General features: G+C 71.0%; 13 protein-coding genes and 2 tRNA genes. 9 read left to right on the forward strand and 6 right to left on the reverse strand.

Annotated elements, in window-relative coordinates:
* The first annotated feature begins 263 nt into the window (after window positions 1-263).
* The 6 genes from BB334_RS03540 (at window position 264) to BB334_RS03565 (ending at window position 7,637) form a co-directional block, all read left to right on the forward strand.
* On the forward strand, window positions 264-833 hold the full coding sequence (locus BB334_RS03540; RefSeq protein WP_068804474.1) for a DUF2760 domain-containing protein: 570 nt from the start codon (window positions 264-266) through the stop codon (window positions 831-833).
* A complete protein-coding gene (locus BB334_RS03545) occupies window positions 830-2,701 on the forward strand; it encodes an Hsp70 family protein (RefSeq protein WP_068804476.1) in 1,872 nt (623 codons plus the stop codon). The genes BB334_RS03540 and BB334_RS03545 overlap by 4 nt, the downstream gene beginning before the upstream one ends.
* Window positions 2,702-2,724: 23 nt before the next feature.
* Complete coding sequence (locus BB334_RS03550) at window positions 2,725-5,472, forward strand: Hsp70 family protein (RefSeq protein ID WP_068804478.1); 2,748 nt, start codon at window positions 2,725-2,727, stop codon at window positions 5,470-5,472.
* A gap of 81 nt (window positions 5,473-5,553) precedes the next feature.
* Window positions 5,554-5,628: transfer RNA gene (locus BB334_RS03555), tRNA-Val, on the forward strand.
* A 68-nt stretch (window positions 5,629-5,696) separates the two neighbouring features.
* A tRNA-Val gene (locus tag BB334_RS03560) sits at window positions 5,697-5,771 on the forward strand.
* 60 nt (window positions 5,772-5,831) lie between these two features.
* Window positions 5,832-7,637: a M61 family metallopeptidase gene (locus BB334_RS03565; RefSeq protein ID WP_068804480.1), complete on the forward strand. Its 1,806-nt coding sequence runs from the start codon at window positions 5,832-5,834 to the stop codon at window positions 7,635-7,637.
* A 2-nt stretch (window positions 7,638-7,639) separates the two neighbouring features.
* On the opposite strand, the gene BB334_RS03570 is transcribed toward BB334_RS03565, so the two are convergent.
* The 6 genes from BB334_RS03570 to BB334_RS03595 form a co-directional block, all read right to left on the reverse strand.
* Complete coding sequence (locus BB334_RS03570) at window positions 7,640-9,031, reverse strand: MATE family efflux transporter (protein WP_068804482.1); 1,392 nt, start codon at window positions 9,029-9,031, stop codon at window positions 7,640-7,642.
* Complete coding sequence (locus BB334_RS03575; RefSeq protein ID WP_068804487.1) at window positions 9,028-9,588, reverse strand: hypothetical protein; 561 nt, start codon at window positions 9,586-9,588, stop codon at window positions 9,028-9,030. The genes BB334_RS03570 and BB334_RS03575 overlap by 4 nt, the downstream gene beginning before the upstream one ends.
* A gap of 164 nt (window positions 9,589-9,752) precedes the next feature.
* Window positions 9,753-11,189 (reverse strand): Y-family DNA polymerase, encoded by a 1,437-nt coding sequence (locus tag BB334_RS03580; RefSeq protein ID WP_068804489.1) that lies wholly within the window; start codon window positions 11,187-11,189, stop codon window positions 9,753-9,755.
* Window positions 11,190-11,214: 25 nt separating this feature from the next.
* On the reverse strand, window positions 11,215-11,934 hold the full coding sequence (gene imuA, locus BB334_RS03585; RefSeq protein ID WP_068804491.1) for a translesion DNA synthesis-associated protein ImuA: 720 nt from the start codon (window positions 11,932-11,934) through the stop codon (window positions 11,215-11,217).
* 31 nt (window positions 11,935-11,965) lie between these two features.
* The gene (lexA, locus tag BB334_RS03590) at window positions 11,966-12,574 is read right to left on the reverse strand and encodes a transcriptional repressor LexA (protein ID WP_068804493.1); all 609 of its coding nucleotides are present in this window, start codon (window positions 12,572-12,574) and stop codon (window positions 11,966-11,968) included.
* Between the two features lie 67 nt (window positions 12,575-12,641).
* Window positions 12,642-13,649, reverse strand: a complete 1,008-nt coding sequence (locus tag BB334_RS03595) for a zinc-dependent alcohol dehydrogenase family protein (protein ID WP_232756642.1) — start codon at window positions 13,647-13,649, stop codon at window positions 12,642-12,644.
* Window positions 13,650-13,859: 210 nt separating this feature from the next.
* On the opposite strand from BB334_RS03595, the gene BB334_RS03600 reads away from it, so the two are divergent.
* The 3 genes from BB334_RS03600 to BB334_RS03610 all read left to right on the forward strand — a co-directional run bounded on the left by BB334_RS03600 (window position 13,860) and on the right by BB334_RS03610 (window position 17,047).
* Window positions 13,860-14,351, forward strand: coding sequence for a peroxiredoxin (locus BB334_RS03600; protein ID WP_068804495.1), 492 nt, complete (start codon window positions 13,860-13,862; stop codon window positions 14,349-14,351).
* A complete protein-coding gene (locus BB334_RS03605; protein WP_068804497.1) occupies window positions 14,333-14,818 on the forward strand; it encodes an FKBP-type peptidyl-prolyl cis-trans isomerase in 486 nt (161 codons plus the stop codon). Before BB334_RS03600 ends, BB334_RS03605 begins: the two co-directional genes overlap by 19 nt.
* Before the next feature lie 129 nt (window positions 14,819-14,947).
* Window positions 14,948-17,047 (forward strand): ABC transporter ATP-binding protein, encoded by a 2,100-nt coding sequence (locus BB334_RS03610; protein ID WP_068804499.1) that lies wholly within the window; start codon window positions 14,948-14,950, stop codon window positions 17,045-17,047.
* Window positions 17,048-17,054 lie beyond the last annotated feature (7 nt).

The raw sequence follows: 17,054 nt of genomic DNA on the forward strand, positions 1-17,054 counted from the left end.
ATCGTCAGACTAACCCCATCCCTCCCGCGCCCGATCCATCTCATCAATGGATCGGGCGTCGGCCGTCTACGCGATCCGTCGAACTGAGGTATATTGCAACGCAGCAAAGCCGCCTTGCCGCTCTCTGCAGCACCCGATGGCTTGCGGTGTTCAACCGCCCGCTCCGGCGAATCGAGGTGCTGCGTAGATTGCATCGTGGTGGGGTCCGCTCGCGTGAGCGCGAGATACCCGGGAATAAACCGACTAGTTAAAGGAAGCTCTCTATGACCCAAGGCAATCCTTCGTTCCTGCGCAGGATCGGCATCGCTTTCGGCGGCTTTTTTGCGTTGCTCGGAAATGCGGAAGTCGCGGGGCGGTATCAACGCATGCGCGCCGGCGAAGAGACGCTTGCGCAGGCGGGGACCGGAGTGTCGCCGGCCCACAGACCTGCAGCCGCGGCAGCGCTCCACGAAGCACCGCATGAGGCCGCGCTGCAGCTTCTGGGGATGCTCCAGCGCGATGCGCGGTTCATCGATTTCGTGGAAGAGGAGGTGACGGCCTATTCGGACGCCGACATCGGTGCGGCGGCACGCATCGTGCATGAGGGATGTCGCAAGGTACTGCGGGAGCATTTCACTATCGAACCCGTGTACAGCGAGCCGGAAGGTAGCCGCATCACCGTGGCCGACGGTTTCAACGCCGCTGCGGTCCGCCTGACGGGAAGAGTGGTGGGCGATCCCCCATTCAGCGGCACGCTCGCGCATCGCGGCTGGCGGGTCACCGAGACGCGGCTTCCGATGCTCGCGAACGGGCATGACGTTTCCATCGTCGCGCAGGCGGAGGTGGAGCTGTGAGCGCGGCCCGGTACGCGATCGGGATCGACCTGGGAACGACGCATTGCGCCCTGTCGTATGTCGACATCGAGGCGAGCGACGGTGAGGCGGTGCGCCAGGAGGTGCTGCCGATCGCGCAACTCAGCGGTCCTGGTGCGGTCGAGGAACTCTCGCTACTGCCATCCTTCCTCTATCTGCCGCACGAGAGCGAATTCGTCGCTACCGATCTCGCTCTGCCGTGGTCCGCTGCGACGGATGCGATCGTTGGCGAACTGGCGCGCAGTCGCGGTGCAGCGACGCCGATCCGGCTGGTGTCGAGTGCCAAGAGCTGGCTCTGCCATGCGGGTCTTGATCGGCGCTCGGCGCTGTTGCCGGTGGATGCGCCGCCGGAGCTCGAACGGCTCTCTCCGCTCGATGCCTCGGTGCGCTACCTGTCGCACCTGCGCGAGGCATGGAACGCGAAGCATCCCGATGCGCCTTTCGACGACCAGGACGTCACCGTCACGATTCCGGCGTCTTTCGACCCGGCTGCACGCGAGCTGACGGCCGAGGCCGCATCCGCCGCAGGCTTCGCGAGCGTGACGCTGCTCGAGGAGCCCCAGGCTGCGCTCTACAGCTGGATTCAGGCCAGCGACGGGGCCTGGCGCAAGGACGTGCGCCGCGGTGACGTGATCCTCGTGGTAGACGTTGGGGGCGGCACGACCGACCTCTCGCTGATCGCGGTGCTCGAGCGCGAGGGCAATCTCGAGCTTCACCGGGTGGCCGTCGGTGACCACATCCTGCTCGGCGGCGACAACATGGACCTCGCCCTCGCCTACGCAGTGGTGCGCAAGCTCGCCGCCCAGGGGACTCGGCTTGACGCCTGGCAGGTGAGGGCGCTCGCCCACGGCTGCCGGGCGGCGAAGGAGGCGCTACTCGGCGACGCCGATCTCGCGAGCTTCCCGGTGGTGGTGCCGAGCCGCGGGTCGAAGCTGGTGGGCGGCTCGATCCGCACCGAGATTACGCGGGATGAACTGACACAAACGCTGGTCGACGGCTTCTTTCCCGAAGTCGATGCTGCGGAACGCCCACAGACGCGCGCGCGCGCCGGCCTGAGCCAGGTGGGCCTGCCTTATGCGCAGGATGCGGCGGTAACCCGTCACCTGGCGGCCTTCCTCGGCCGGCAGCTCGGCGCGACAGCCGAACTGGAAGGTTTCTCGGATGCTATTCCGGACGGTGCCAGCTTCCTGCACCCGACCGCGGTGCTGTTCAACGGCGGCGTCCTGAAGTCGGAGCTGATCGCCGAGCGGATGATGAAGGTGCTCAATGGCTGGCTCGAAGCGGAGCGCGGCGAGCCCGCGCGCCTGCTCGAGGGCGCCAATCTCGACCTCGCGGTGGCGCGCGGCGCGGCCTACTACGGCTACGTCCGTCGCGGCAAGGGTGTGCGCATCCGCGGCGGAACGGCGCGTGCGCACTACGTGGCGGTGGAGTCGGCGATGCCCGCAGTACCCGGCATGGAGCCGCCGATCGAGGCCTTGTGCGTGGCGCCGTTCGGCATGGAGGAGGGCAGCGAGGCGGCGCTGCCGGAACAGGAGTTCGGTCTGGTGGTGGGCGAGCCGGTCCGTTTTCGTTTCTTTGGCTCCAGCGTGCGCAGGCAGGACGAGGTCGGCACCCGGCTGGACTTCTGGGACGAGGACGAGCTCCAGGAGCTCGAGGAGATCGAGGTCAACCTCCCCGCCGAAGAGCGGACGCCCGGCGCGATCGTCCGGGTCAAGCTGCACGCCAGGGTCACCGAGACGGGCACGCTCGAGCTCGAGGCTCTGCCGGTCGATGGCAGCGAGCGCTGGAAGGTCGAGTTCGATGTGCGTGGGGACGGGCGCGACGATCACCCGGCGCGGGCCGACGCCTGAAAGACGGGAGATTGTCAGAGGGCATGGATTATCTCGTCGGCATCGACCTCGGTACCAGTAACACGGTGCTCGCGTTCGCCCGGTGCGGAAGCCAAGAGATCCGGATCCTGCCGGTGGATCAACTGGTGGCGGCGGGCGAGGTGGATGCGCGCGCGCAGTTGCCTTCGGTGCGCTATCACCCGGCGCCGGGCGAGCTTCCGGCGGACGACCTGCGCCTGCCCTGGCAGGCCGGGGATCCGGGGGGGCTGGCCGATGTGGTGGTGGGCGACTTCGCGCGCGAGCTCGGCACTCAGGTTCCTGGGCGCCAGGTCGCCAGCGCCAAGAGCTGGCTGTCGCATCCCGGAGTGGACCGCACCGCACCGATCCTGCCCTGGGGGGCGGAGCCGGGTGTCCCCAAAGTGTCGCCGCTGCACGCGAGCGCGAGCTATCTCGCTCACCTGCGCGCGGGCTGGAATGTCCGCTTTCCCGATGCGCCGCTCGAGCGCCAGTGGATCGTGCTCACCGTGCCCGCTTCCTTCGACGAAGGCGCGCGCGCACTCACCGTCGAGGCTGCACGGCTTGCCGGGCTGCCGCAGGTCCATCTGCTCGAGGAGCCTCAGGCCGCGTTCCATGACTGGCTCTTCCTGCATCGCGCGCAGCTCGCGGCCGCGCTCACCGATGCGGGCCTGATCCTGGTGTGCGACGTCGGCGGCGGCACCACCGACTTCACCCTGATCCGGGTCGAGCCGGGAGCGGGTGGGCCGTTGCTGACCCGGATCGGGGTCGGCGACCACCTGATGCTGGGCGGCGACAACATGGACCTGACACTCGCGCACGCGGTCGAACGGCGAATGGGCGAGGGCACCAGGCTTTCTGCGGGCCGATTCTCCCAGCTCGTACAGCGCTGCCGGGTGGCGAAGGAGCAACTGCTCGCGGCCGATGCGCCCGAGCGGGTGGCGGTCACTTTGGTCGGCGCGGGCGCCAGGCTGGTCGGCGGTGCGCGCACGGTCGAGCTCGAGCGCGAGGAGGTCGAACGCCTCATCGTGGATGGCTTCTTCCCCCGCGTTGCGGCCGACGCCTCGCCGCAGCGCCGGCGCAGCGCGATCGTCGAGTTCGGCCTGCCCCATCCGGCGGATCCTGCGATCACCCGCCATCTGGCGGAATTCCTGCGGCGTCAGGCCGAGGAGCGGGGCGAGGTGGAGGGCGATACGGGCGCAGGCGCGCTGCCCGATACCATCCTCCTCAACGGCGGGGTCTTCCATGCGCACGCCCTGATCGAACGCCTGGTCGACACGATCGGCGGATGGCGGGGGGGGCCGCCGCGGGTGCTCAACAATGCGGAGCCCGATCTGGCCGTCGCCCGCGGCGCGGTCGCCCACGCGCTCGCGCGCAGCGGGGTCGGCGCGGGCGTCGGCGGCGGCTCTGCGCGCAGCTACTTTCTCGTGCTGGAGGACGAGGCCGGCGGGCGGCGCGGCATATGCGTGCTCCCGCGCGGCACCGAAGAGGGCCGCGAGGTGCCCCTGCCCGCACGCAGCTTCGCACTGCGCCTCGGACAGGCGGTGAGCTTTCACCTTGCCTCGACCGCCTCGAGCCACGCTTATCGGGCAGGCGAACTGATCAATCTGGACGATCCCGGTTTCATCCGCCTGCCGCCCCTGGTCGCCGCGCTGCCAGCCCCCGCGGGCGGGCGCGGTCGGGAGGTCGCGGTCAGGCTCACCGCCGCGCTCGACGAGGTCGGCACGCTCGGGGTGCATTGCGTGAGCTGTGCCGACGAGGGCCAGCGCTGGCGGCTGAGCTTCGCGTTGCGCGGTGAGCCGGCGACGGCGGCAAGCGACGAAACGGGCGGGCTGCCGCCGCGCTTCGACGATGCGATTGCCGCAATCGAGTCGGTATTCGGTTCCCAGTCGAAGGAGGTCGACGCCAAGGCGGTTCGTCAGTTGCGCGCCCGTCTCGAACGTCTGCTCGGCAAGCGCGAGCGCTGGGACCTGAACCTGTTGCGCGCGTTGTTCGACGCCCTGTGGGAGCGCGTCAGACGCCGTCGGCGCTCCGCCGAACACGAACGGGTGTGGCTCAACCTGGCGGGGTACTGCCTGCGCCCGGGCCAGGGCGCACCGCTCGACGAATGGCGCGTCGAGCAGCTGTGGTCGCTTTTCGCGCAGGGTATCCAGTATGTCAACGAGAGCCGAAACTGGGCCGAGTGGTGGACCCTGTGGCGGCGGGCGGCGGGCGGGCTCGACGCGGCAGCGCAGCTGCAGCTGCTCGAGACTCTCGCTGAGCATCTCGAGGCGATGGAGGCGGGTCGCAGCGGGCCGCTCTACGCGAGCTACGACGACATGGTGCGGCTCACCGCCTCGCTCGAGCAGGTGCCCGTGATGCACCGGATCGAGGTGGGCCGCTGGCTGCTCGAGCGCCTGCGCCGCCCTGCGGAGAAGCCGCACACCTGGTGGGCGCTCGGCCGTGTGGGCGCGCGCGAGCTGCTCTACGGCAGCGCCCACAACGTGGTGCCACCCGCGATCGCAGCCGAGTGGCTCGAGGCAGTGTGCGCGCTCGACTGGAAGGCGGTGGAGCCGGCCGCCTTCGCCGCAGCCCAGCTCGCCCGCCGGAGCGGCGACCGCGCGCGCGACCTGCCGTCCGCGCTGCGCGAGGAGGTCGCCACCCGGCTCGAGGCGGCGAAGGTGCCGCCGAGCTGGGTCACGATGGTGCGCGAGGGCGGGATGCTCGACGAGGAGGACCGGCGGCGCAGCTTCGGCGAGTCGCTCCCGCCGGGGCTGAAGTTGCTTCGAGAGGCTTGAGCCGGGACGTTCCGCGTGACGGGACCGATCAAATCCTGCTTGACCTACTTTGAGTGATCTCCTAAAATGCGCGGCTTCGTAGGGCGGTTAGCTCAGCGGTAGAGCACTGCCTTCACACGGCAGGGGTCACTGGTTCGATCCCAGTACCGCCCACCACTGTCTTTACGGTGGTCCTACGAAAAATCCGCTTCGCAGGATCCGGCCTTCTGGCCCGATCGCGAACCGGGCGGTTAGCTCAGCGGTAGAGCACTGCCTTCACACGGCAGGGGTCACTGGTTCGATCCCAGTACCGCCCACCACGAATACTGAAAAGCCGGCCTCGCGCCGGCTTTTTGCTATCTGTCCGCCGGAGCAACGCCATGCATCAGCCGCCGATCCGCTACCGCGTCGAGCCCCACCGTCCCGAGGCCCACCTGTTCCGGGTTCGCTGCACGGTGGCCGATCCCGATCCGGCGGGGCAGGTCTTCACGCTTCCGGCCTGGATTCCGGGCAGCTACATGATCCGCGAGTTTGCGCGCAACATCGTCAGCCTGTGTGCGGCGGACGAGGGCGGCGCGGCGCTCGCGGTGGAAAAGCGCGACAAGCACAGCTGGCGCGTGGCATCGCCTGCCGGGGGCGGGGCGATCGTGGTCGATTACGAGGTCTATGCCTGGGACCTGTCGGTGCGCGCTGCGCATCTCGACCGCACCCACGGGTTCTTCAACGGCACGAGCGTGTTCCTCGCCGCCGAAGGCCGGCGCGAGCGCGAGTGCCTGGTCGATATCGTCGCGCCGCGCGGGGTCGAGGGCGAACCGTGGCGCGTGATCACCGCCTTGCCGCGCGCCGAGGGCGTGGCCGGTGCGGCGCCGATGCATGGCTTCGGCCTTTATCGCGCGGCCGATTATGACGAGCTGATCGACCATCCGGTCGAGATGGGCAGCTTCAGCCTCGCCGCCTTCGAGGCAGGCGGGGTCCGCCACGAGATCGCGCTCACCGGTCGTCACGACTGCGACACCGCGCGCCTGTGCGACGATCTCGCGCGCATCTGTGCCTGGCAGATCGCGCTCTTCGGCGCGCCTGCGCCGGTCGATTACTACGCCTTCCTCACCATGGTGGTGGGCGACGGCTACGGTGGGCTCGAGCATCGCGCCTCGACGGCCTTGCTCGCCAGCCGCGCCGATCTGCCGTGGAAGGGCATGGTGGGCATGCCCGATGGCTACAAGAATTTCCTCGGCCTGTGCAGCCATGAGTATTTCCACACCTGGAATGTCAAGCGCATCAAGCCCGCGGCCTTCGTGCCCTACGACCTCGCGGTGGAGAACTACACGCGTCTGCTGTGGGCCTTCGAGGGCTTTACCTCCTACTACGACGATCTCGCCCTGGTGCGCTCGGGCGTGATTGACGCGGACGATTATCTCGGCCTGCTCGGCAAGACCGTCTCCAACGTGCTGCGCTCCCCGGGTCGCTTCCGCCAGAGCGTCGCTGAGTCCTCCTTCGACGCGTGGACCAAGTTCTACCGCCAGGACGAGAACGCGCCTAACGCGATCGTCAGCTACTACGCCAAGGGCGCGCTGATCGCGCTCGCACTCGACCTCCGGCTGCGCGCGGGCAGTCGCGGCGAGAAGAGCCTGGACGATGTGATGCGCCTGCTGTGGCAGCGCCACGGGGCGAGCGGCGAGGGCGTCGCCGAGGACGGCATCTTCGCGGTCGTGGCGGAGGTCGGCGGCCCCCGCCTCGGCAGGCGTCTGTCGGACTGGCTGCGCGAGGCGGTCGAGGGCACCGATGACCTGCCGCTTGCCGAGCTGCTCGCGCGATTCGGCGTCGAGTGGAAGGCCGAAGCGGCCAGCAAGGGCCCGGTGATCGGCGCCAAGCTCGCCGAGAGCGGCGGCGAAGTGCGGCTGGCGAGCGTGTTCGACGGCGGGCCGGCCGAGCGCGCCGGTCTTTCGGCGGGCGACGTGCTGGTCGCGGCAGATGGCCTGCGGATCGGCACGATCGCCGGTCTCGAGGCGATGCTCGCCCGCCGCGCCGCCCGAGCGCCGCTCGAACTTCATGCCTTCCGTCGTGACGAGTTGATGACGTTCGAGCTCGAACTCGCGGCCGCGCCGGCCGAGCGGATCACACTCAGGCTCGCCCCGCGCGCCGGCGCCGGCGCGCGTACCCTGCGCGACGGCTGGCTCGGCAGCTGAGTTTAGCCGCCCGCGAGGGTGCCATGACGGCGTATCACGCTGCGCAGCAGGACGCCGAACAGCACGGTGGCGAGCACCGTCGCCAGCACACTCGCTTCCCAGAATCCGGCCACGCTCGGCGCCTCGACGCGCGTGCCGGCGTGGTAGCTCAGCCAGTAGCCGCCCCCCAGGCCCACGCCCCAGAAGCACAGGGTGTGCAGGAACATCGGCAGCAGGGTCACCTTGTAGCCGCGCAGCGCATGCGCAGCCACCGTCTGCAGCGCGTCGCTGAGCTGGTAAACGCAGACGTAGAACACCAGCGCGAGGGCGACCGCGCGCACGGCCGGGTCGCCGGTCGACAGCGCGATCACCGGCTCGCGCACGACCCACAAGCCCACCCCCAGCACGACCGCGAAGGAGGTGGTCAGCCACAGGCTCACCTTCACCGCCATCCGCGCCCGCACCCAGTCGTGCGCGCCGGCGGCCTGGCCCACCATCACCAGGGTGGCGATCGACATCGACAGCGGCAGCATGTAGGTCAGCGCGGCGAAGTTGGCCACCACCCGGTGGCCCGCCACGGCCTCGGCGCCGAGCCGGGCGACGAAGAGCGCGACCAGGGTGAAGGAGGTGATCTCGATGAAGGTGGAAAAGCCCATCGGCACGCCGAGCCGCAGCAGCGCGGCGAGCTCACGCGGCCGCGGCGCCTGCCAGTCGGAGAAGATGCGGTAGGCGCGATAGGCCGGGTTGCGCAGCAGGTATCCCAGCCCGCAGGCGAGCGCGAGCCAGCTGACGAGCGCGGTCGACACCCCGCAGCCGGTGCCGCCGAGCGGCGCGAGGCCGAGCCTGCCGTTGGTCAGCGCCCATGCCAGCGGAATGTGGGCGGCGGCGGCGATGAAGCTGATCACCATCAGCGCGCGCGGCCGGCCGAGCGCGTTGTTGAATGCGTAGAAGGTGCGGTACAGCAGTACTGCAGGCAGGCCGATCGCGGTTGCCTGCAGGTAGCTCGCGGTCTTGTCCGCCACCTCCGGCGGCACCCGCGCGAGCTCGAGCAGCGGCGCCGGCCAGGCGAGCACGAGGGTGCCCGGCACCGCCAGCATCAGCGCGAGCCAGAACCCCTGTTGCAGCGCCGGGCCGATCGCCTCGCTACGTCCGCCGCCGTATAGGTGGGCGACGGTCGGCGCCACCGCCTGCAGGATGCCCACCAGCAGCATCACGACCGAGATGTAGAGGCCGCTGCCGACCGCGACCGCTGCCAGGTCGGCGGTGCCGTAGCGACCGGCGATCAGAGTGTCGGCCACCATCATCGACATCGACAGCAGCTGTGCGATCAGCACCGGCCAGGCGTGGTGCAGCAGCTGGTGGGCGACGGTGGCGGCGCTGGCGTCCGCTGTGCCCGCGCCGGGCGGAGGGTTCAAGAGCGCTCCGTGGCGGCGTCCGCGGCGAGCTTGCCGCGCCAGTAGCGCCACGCCATGAGGGCGAACAACGCGCCCATGATGAGGAAGAAGCCGATGCTCTGCCAGAAGGCGTGCGGGTCGGTGGCGAGCAGGTAGTCGCGCGGCGGGCGAACGAAATGCACCTTGCCTTCGATCAGGCCGCGGATCGCCGCGGCGAGCAGCGCAAGCGCAGGGGAAAACCACACCAGCAGTCCGCCGGCGACGATGCCGCGGTCGAGCAGGGGGCTCGGCCGGCTGCGCGGCAGGTAGACGCTCTCGACGCCGTGCCAGACTGCGAGCAGGAAGCCGATCGCCGCCGCCAGCGGGGTGAGCGCGAGCACCGCGCCGAGCAGGGTGGCAGCGAGCATGAACACGGCACCTTCGAGCGGCAGGATCCGGGCCCAGATGGGTTCGAGACGGCTGAAGAGCAGGTAGGAGAGCGGCAGCGCGACGAGGAAAATGACGAAGGCGCGGGCAGCGCGGCGACGGGCGGCGTCACCGGCGGTGCCGACGAGCGGCGCGGGAGCGGAAGCGGACATGGTTCTCGATGCGGCCACGCGGGCCAGCCGGCAGCGGGCTGCCGTGCCGCGGGCGGAAAACGGAAGGGGCGGTTGCGGTGCAGCAGTGTACTACGTCCGGTCCGCGGCGGCGGTGCGCGCGGCCCCGACGCGGTGGTCGCTGCTGCTACCCGGGCACTGCGCGATCAGCCGAAATAACCATGGAGGTACCAGCCGCCGGGTGGGTCGAGCTCGCGGAACACCCACCACATGGCATCGCCCGGGCCGCGGGCGAGGTAGTAGTCGCGCCGGATCTCGGCCTCGTCCCACCAGCCACTCTCGATGCGTTCCGGTCCGCTGAGCAGGGCGACAGACGACGGCCGCAAGGCCTTCGGCTGCGGCAGCAGCCATAGGGGGCGGCAGCGCGGGCCGGACGGCGCGAGGCGGTCCGCCGCCTTGGCCGCGGGTGATTCGAGCAGCGGATGGACGCCGGCGGCGGGGCGATGATCGGCATGGGCCGACAGCCGGGCCAGCGCCGTGCTGCCGAGGCGGGCGCGCAGGCGGGCAAGCAGGTGCAGCGCGTTCTCTGCGGCCTCGCCGGGACGCTCGAAGAGCTCGCCGGCGCGGGCGTCGAAGGCGAGCGGCGCGGCCGCCGACAGCCGCAGTTCGCACACCGCGGCGGGCAGCGCGAGAGCCGCAAGGTGTTCGCGCGCGAGCAGGGTGAGTCGTGCCTCGTCGCGGCAGGGCGTGCCGGTGACGATCTCGAGCACCGTCGGCGGCCGGTGCTCGTGAAGGAGTTCCAGCCGGCAGTGGTCGATGCCGGCGTGGCGGGCGGTAAGCCAGCCGGCGAGGCCGGCGAACAGGCGGCGGCAGGCGAACAGCAGCGGCTCGACGCTGTCGGTCGCAAAGCTCAACGGCAGGCGCTGCAGGTAGGTGGGCGGCGCCTCGAACCAGGGCCTGGGGTCGGGGCGTTCGCCGCGGGCGCGGGCGAGCACGGCGCCGACCGCCTGGGCCTGGCGGCGGGCGAGGCCGGCGGCGGGAAGGCGGCGCACCTCGCCGATCCGGCCCAGGCCGACGCCCTCGAGCAGATCCAGGGTCGCGCTGTCGACCTCGCCACAGGTGCCGAGCACGCGCAACGGCAGGCGGTCGAGCGCCGCCCGCCAGTCGTCGCTGCCCGCGGGCACGGCCTCGGCGCAGCGCGCGAACCAGCTCGCCGCGAGCGGGGTGGGGGCGAGCGCGGCATGGGCGCTCAGGCCGAGGGCCACGAGGCCGTCGTCGACCTCGCGGCGGATCGCTTCCGCGCCACCGAACAGGCGCAGGCTGCCGCCGATCTCCAGCAGCAGGCCGTCATCGCCGGCGAGGCTGACGCGCGGGGTGAAGGCCCCCGCCCAGGCGGCGAGCTCGGCGAGGGTGCCGGCCTCGAGGCGGGCGTCGCGCATCCGCGCCTGCAGACCGGGGGCGATCGCACGTGCAGCCGCCACGCTCATGCCGGGGGTGATGCCGGCGGCGCGGGCCTCGCGACCGACCGCGATCAGTCGCGGGCGGACAGGCGAGTCGGCGAGCGCGAGCAGGCCGGGCGTGGCGTTGCCGCGGGTGAAGACCTGCAGCCCGAGATCGGGGAGGAAGAGGGCCAGCCACAACATGGCGAGTGAGGCGCAAGTGGGGGCGTCAGCCCGCCTGCAGGCTGGGGGCGACGGCGGTGGGGGCGGGGTGGAAGGGCTGCACGGCGGCGGAGGGCTCCGCCGCCGCGACCAGGCCGTCATGCACCGGCAGGCGCAGCGGCGCGGTCAGCGGCGGACCGCGCCGCTTGAGGATGTGGATCTCGAGTGCGCCGGGGGCGGCCGACAGCAGCAGGCGCAGCGGTGCGGGCGAGGCCTGGCGGGCGGCCGCCGGGGGCCGGAACAGGAACAGCGGGGTCGCACCGTCCTCGGCGGCGAGCTGCAGGCGGCGCAGGCCGGCGCCGTCGATGCGTTGCGGCCAGGCGAGCACCGCGCTGCAGCTGCCGGAGGCGAGGGCCTGGCGGGTCGCCCACAGCGCCTGTTCGGGTCGCGGGGGATCGAGCAGCAGCAGCCGCTCGAGCGGCACGCCGGCGGCTTCGAGCGCCGCTGCATGGGGCAGCAGCGGGGGGGCGATCCAGGCCAGCCATCGCCCCGCGCCGATGACGCGCATCAGCGGCAGCAGCAGCGAGAGTTCGCCGATGCCGGGGCGCTCGGCGAGCAGCTCGACGAGCGCGTTCGCAGGCCAGCCGCCGCCGGGCAGCACGGCGTCGAGGGCGGCGAAGCCGGTCGGCAGCACCGGCCCGCTGCCGGTGGCGAGGCGGTCGCCCCGCCATACCAGACCGGCGTGCAGGACGCCGTCGGTCGACGCGTGAGAGGCCAGGCTTGACATCGGTTCGCTTCCGGCAGGAGAGAGGCCCGGCTCAGTGGTCCTTGCGGATCAGGCCGACCATGACGCCCTCGATCGCCAGCGCCCGTTCGCGGGTGTCGACCACGATTGGCTCGAAGTCGGGATTGGCCGGCTGCAGCTCCACGATCGGGCCCTTGCGCTGGAAGGTCTTGACGGTGACGTCGTCGTCCACCCGGGCGATGACGATCTGGCCGTTGCGTGCTTCGGCGGCGCGGTGCACCGCGATCAGGTCGCCGTCGAGAATGCCGGCGTCGCGCATGCTCAGGCCCCGCACTCGCAGCAGGTAGTCGGCGCGCGGCGAGAACAGCGCGGGATCGAGCTGGTAGCGCGCCTCGACATGCTCGGCGGCGAGGATCGGGCTGCCGGCGGCGACCCTGCCGACCAGCGGCAGGCCGAGCGCTTCGGCGAGGCGGATACCGCGCGCACGACCTTCCTCGAGCATGATCGCGCCCTTGGCGGCGAGCGCGCGCAGATGGGTTTCGGCCGCATTGGGCGAGCGGAAGCCGAACGCGGTGCACACTTCGGCGCGGGTCGGCGGGCGGCCTTCGCGCTCGACGGTGACGCGGATGAAATCGAGGATTTCCTGCTGGCGGGCGGTGAGGTGTTCGCTGCGGCTGCTCATGTCGGGCTCCGGATATATGCTGTAATTTTAAACAGCTTTCCGGGATGCGCAAGGCGCGCGAGAAAAATCACGGCACCAGCACCGCCGCCCCCTGCAGCTGGCCGCGGCGCAGGCGCTCGAGTGCGGCGTTGGCCTCGGCGAGGGGGAAGCGCGTGACCTCGGTGCGCACCGGCACGCGAGGTGCGAGCGCGAGGAAGGCCTCGCCGTCGTGGCGGGTGAGGTTGGCGACCGAGCGGATCTGGCGCTCGCCCCACAGGATCGCGTACGGGAAGGACGGGATGTCGCTCATGTGGATGCCACCGCAGACGACGATGCCGCCCTTGCTTACCGCGCGCAGGGCCGCCGGCACGTGTTCGCCGGCGGGGGCGAAGAGCAGCGCGGCGTCGAGCGCGGCGGGCGGCGTCTCGTCGGCGGCGCCCGCCCAGCGGGCGCCGAGCCGGCGCGCGAAGTCCTGGCTGTCGCGGTCGCCGGGCCGGGTGAAGGCGAACACCTCGCGCCCCTGCCAGGTGGCGACCTGGGCGACGATGTGGGCGGCGGCGCCGAAGCCGTAGATGCCGATGCGCTGCGCGTCGCCGGCCATCGACAGGGTGCGGTAGCCGATCAGGCCGGCGCACAGCAGCGGGGCGGCCGCGGCGGCGTCGGCGGCCTCATCGACCGGAAAGCAGTAGCGCGCATCGGCCACCGTGTATTCGGCGTAACCGCCGTGGATCTGGTAGCCGGTGAAGCGCGCCTGGTCGCACAGGTTCTCGCGCCCGCTGCTGCAGTAGCGGCAGTGGCCGCAGGTCCAGCCCAGCCAGGGCACCCCGAGCCGCGCGCCGACGGCGATGCCTTTCACGCCCTCACCGCAGGCCACCGCGCGGCCGACGATCTCGTGACCGGGAATCACCGGCAGCAGCGGATCGGGCAGCTCGCCGTCGATCAGGTGCAGGTCGGTGCGGCACACGCCGCAGGCCTCGACCTCGAGGAGTACCTGGCCCGGGCCGGGGCGGGGCACCGGCAGCTCGGCGGCACGCAGCGGCTGGCCGACGCGCTCGAACAGCATAGCGTGCATGCGTTCGGGAAGGGATGCGGACATGGCGACCTCCTTTGTTCTCGGCGGATCGATGATGCGCTGCGACTTGAGCCCCGGGCGCATCTGGGCTATTGATGCGGCTGCTTTGCAAATCCATGCGGATCATGCGCCCCGCGAGCGGCGACGGGGCGACGGGGCGACGGGCCGGCGGGACGATCCCGGTAGAGTTCGCCCGGCCTCTCGGCTAGAATCCGCCCACGTCAGGGAGAACCCATGCTTCAGAGCGGAGACATCGCCCCCGTATTTTCACTGCCGGACGCCGACATGGAGATTTTCGATCTCGCGTCCGCCCTCGGCAAGCAACATGTGGTCCTCTATTTCTACCCGCGGGACAAGACGCCGGGATGCACGCTTCAGGCCGCCGACTTCAGCGACCATGAAGACGATTTCGCCCGTCATGACTGCATCGTCGTCGGGGTCAGCCCGGACGACTGCCTGACCCATGCCGAATTCCGTGACCAGGAAGGCCTTTCGGTCCGCCTGCTGTCGGACAGCGACACCGATGTGTGCAAGCTGTACCAGGTCTGGCGCGAGAAGGAGGTCGATGGGGTGAAGAAGATGGGCGTGCGGCGGTCGACTTTCGTCATCGACAAGGACGGCGTCATCCGCCACGCACTCTACGACGTCGCGCCCCGCGGTCACGTGGCCGCGGTATTCGAACTGGTCAAGGAACTTGGAAAGAAGCCATGCAAAATGAAATCGTGAAGAACACCGTGGTCACGCTCAACTACACCGTGCGCGACCCCGATGGCGCGATCATCGACGACGGCCACCACCCGCTGGTCTACCTGCACGGCGGCTACGATGGCATCTTCCCGCTCATCGAGGAGACGCTGCACGGCAAGAAGCTGGGCGAGCAGCTCACCGTCAAGCTGCAGCCCGAAGACGCCTTCGGCGACTACGATGAGGAGCTGGTGCTGGTCGAGGACGCCAAGCTGTTCCCGGAGAACATCGAGGTCGGCATGTCCTTCGAGCGCGTCTCCGACGACGGCGAGGAGGAGATGATCTACCGCATCACCGACATCGCCGACGGCAAGGTCGTGGTCGATGGCAACCACCCGCTCGCGGGCGTCGCCCTGGTGTTCGACCTCACCGTCGCCGAGATCCGCCCGGCCACCGCCGAGGAGATCGGCCACGGCCACGTGCATGGCGAGGGCGGCCACCACCACTGATCCCGACGGGGCCGCATCGCGGCCCTTTCTCCTGACGGGCCGGGCACCCTCCCGGGGGCGCCCGGCCCGGCTTCGTTTCTCCGGCTTCGTTCTTTTTCACTCCGCGCTTCCACCGACTCCCACTTCGCCATGACCGCCTCCCAGCCCCCGGCGCCGCCCCCTGTTGGAGCGCCCCTGCTCGAGGTCTCCCGCCTGAGCGTCAGCATCGACACCGCCGCCGGGGAGGTGCGTCCGGTCGAGGGCGTCGGCTTCAGCATCGCCGCGGGGGAGACCTTCGCCCTGCTCGGCGAGTCGGGCTGCGGCAAGTCGATGACCGCGCTGGCGGTGACGCGCCTGCTGCCCGACGGCGGCCGTATCGCCGCGGGCGAGGTCCGGCTCGGCGGCGAGGATCTGCTGCGCCTGCCCGAGGCGGCGATGCGCGGCGTGCGCGGCGGGCGCATCGGCATGATCTTCCAGGAGCCGTCGACCAGCCTCAACCCGGTGATGACGGTCGGCGCACAGATCGGCGAGGTGCTCGCTCTCCACGGCGGCGACGACGCCTCGATCGCGGCGCGCTCGCTCGCGCTACTCGAGGCGGTCGGCATTCCCGACCCGGCGCGCCGTCTCGGCGAGTATCCCTTCCAGTTTTCCGGCGGCATGAAGCAGCGGGTGATGATCGCGATCGCGCTCGCGGGTTCGCCCGAACTGCTGGTGGCCGACGAACCGACCACCGCGCTCGACGTCACCATCCAGGCCCAGGTCCTCGACCTGCTGGCGCGGCTGCAGGCCGAGCATGGGATGGGCATGCTGCTGATCACGCACGACCTCGGCGTGGTCGCGCGCATGGCGCACCGCGTCGGCGTCATGTATGCCGGTGAGCTGGTCGAGACCGGCCCGCGCGAGGCCTTCTTCGCCGCGCCGCTCCATCCCTATTCGCGCAAGCTGTTCGACGCGCTGCCGACCGCGGCCCAGCGCGGCTCGCCACTCGATGCGCCGATCGGCAGCGTGCCGCCACTCGATCGGCACTTCCACGGCTGCCGCTTCGTCGAACGCTGCCCCTCGGCCTTCGACCGCTGCGACGACGAGGCGCCGACCTGGCGTCAGCTCGGCGCGCAGCGGGTGCGCTGCCATCTCTACGACGAGGTCGCGGTGCCGCGCCCGCTCGGTCGCCGCGCCGCCGGCGCCGGCGAGGCGAGTTCTTCGCGGCGCGCCAAGCCGGTGATCGAGGTGCGCGACCTGGCGGTGCATTTCCCGGTGCGAAAGGGCCTGCTCAAGCGGGTGGAGGGCATGGTGAAGGCGGTCGATGGCGTCAGCCTCGAACTGCTGCCGGGCCGCACCCTCGCCCTCGTCGGCGAGTCGGGCTGCGGCAAGACCACGGTGGGCAAGGCCATCCTGCGCCTGATCGAGCCGAACGACGGCGAGGTCGTGGTCGACGGCGAGGACGTGCTCGCGCTGCCGCAGTCGGCGCTGCGGCCGATGCGGCGCGCGGTGCAGATGGTGTTCCAGGACCCGTTCGCCTCGCTCAATCCGCGCATGCGGGTCGGCGAGATCCTCGCCGAGGGCATGGCCAGCCTCGGCGTGGGCGCGGACGAGGCCGAGCGTCAGCGCATCATCGAGACCCTGCTCGAACGGGTCGGGCTGGCGCCGGCGATGCGCTGGCGCTATCCGCACGAGTTCTCGGGGGGACAGCGCCAGCGCATCGCGATCGCACGCGCGCTGGCGGTGTCGCCGCGGGTCATCATCTGCGACGAGCCGACCAGCGCGCTCGACGTCTCGGTGCAGGCGCAGCTGCTGAACCTGATGCGCGAGCTGCAGCACGAACGCGGCCTCGCCTACCTGTTCATCACCCACAACCTGGCAGTGGTGGATTACCTCGCCGACGACGTCGCGGTGATGTACCTCGGCCGTATCGTCGAGCGCGGCCCGGCCGCGCGCGTGCTGCGCTCGCCCGCCCATCCCTATACCCGCGCGCTGCTCGCGGCGGTGCCGCGGATCGAGGTCGGGGAGCGGGAGACCGAGCCCGCCCTGGTTGGCGAGGAGGCTGAAGCGCTGCCGGTGCGCGACGCCGCGCTGTCGCTGGCGGGTAGCGCGAACGAGCTGCCCTCACCGCTCAAGCCCCCTCCGGGGTGCCACTTCCATCCGCGCTGTCCGCGCGCGAGCGACATCTGCCGCATCCGCTATCCGGCCGAGGACTCGCTCGGCGGCGGTCACGCGGTGCGCTGCCACTGGCCGCACGAGCACGCCTACTAGGCACGCA

This window comes from Thauera phenolivorans (genome assembly GCF_001696715.1).
GTDB lineage: Bacteria > Pseudomonadota > Gammaproteobacteria > Burkholderiales > Rhodocyclaceae > Thauera > Thauera phenolivorans.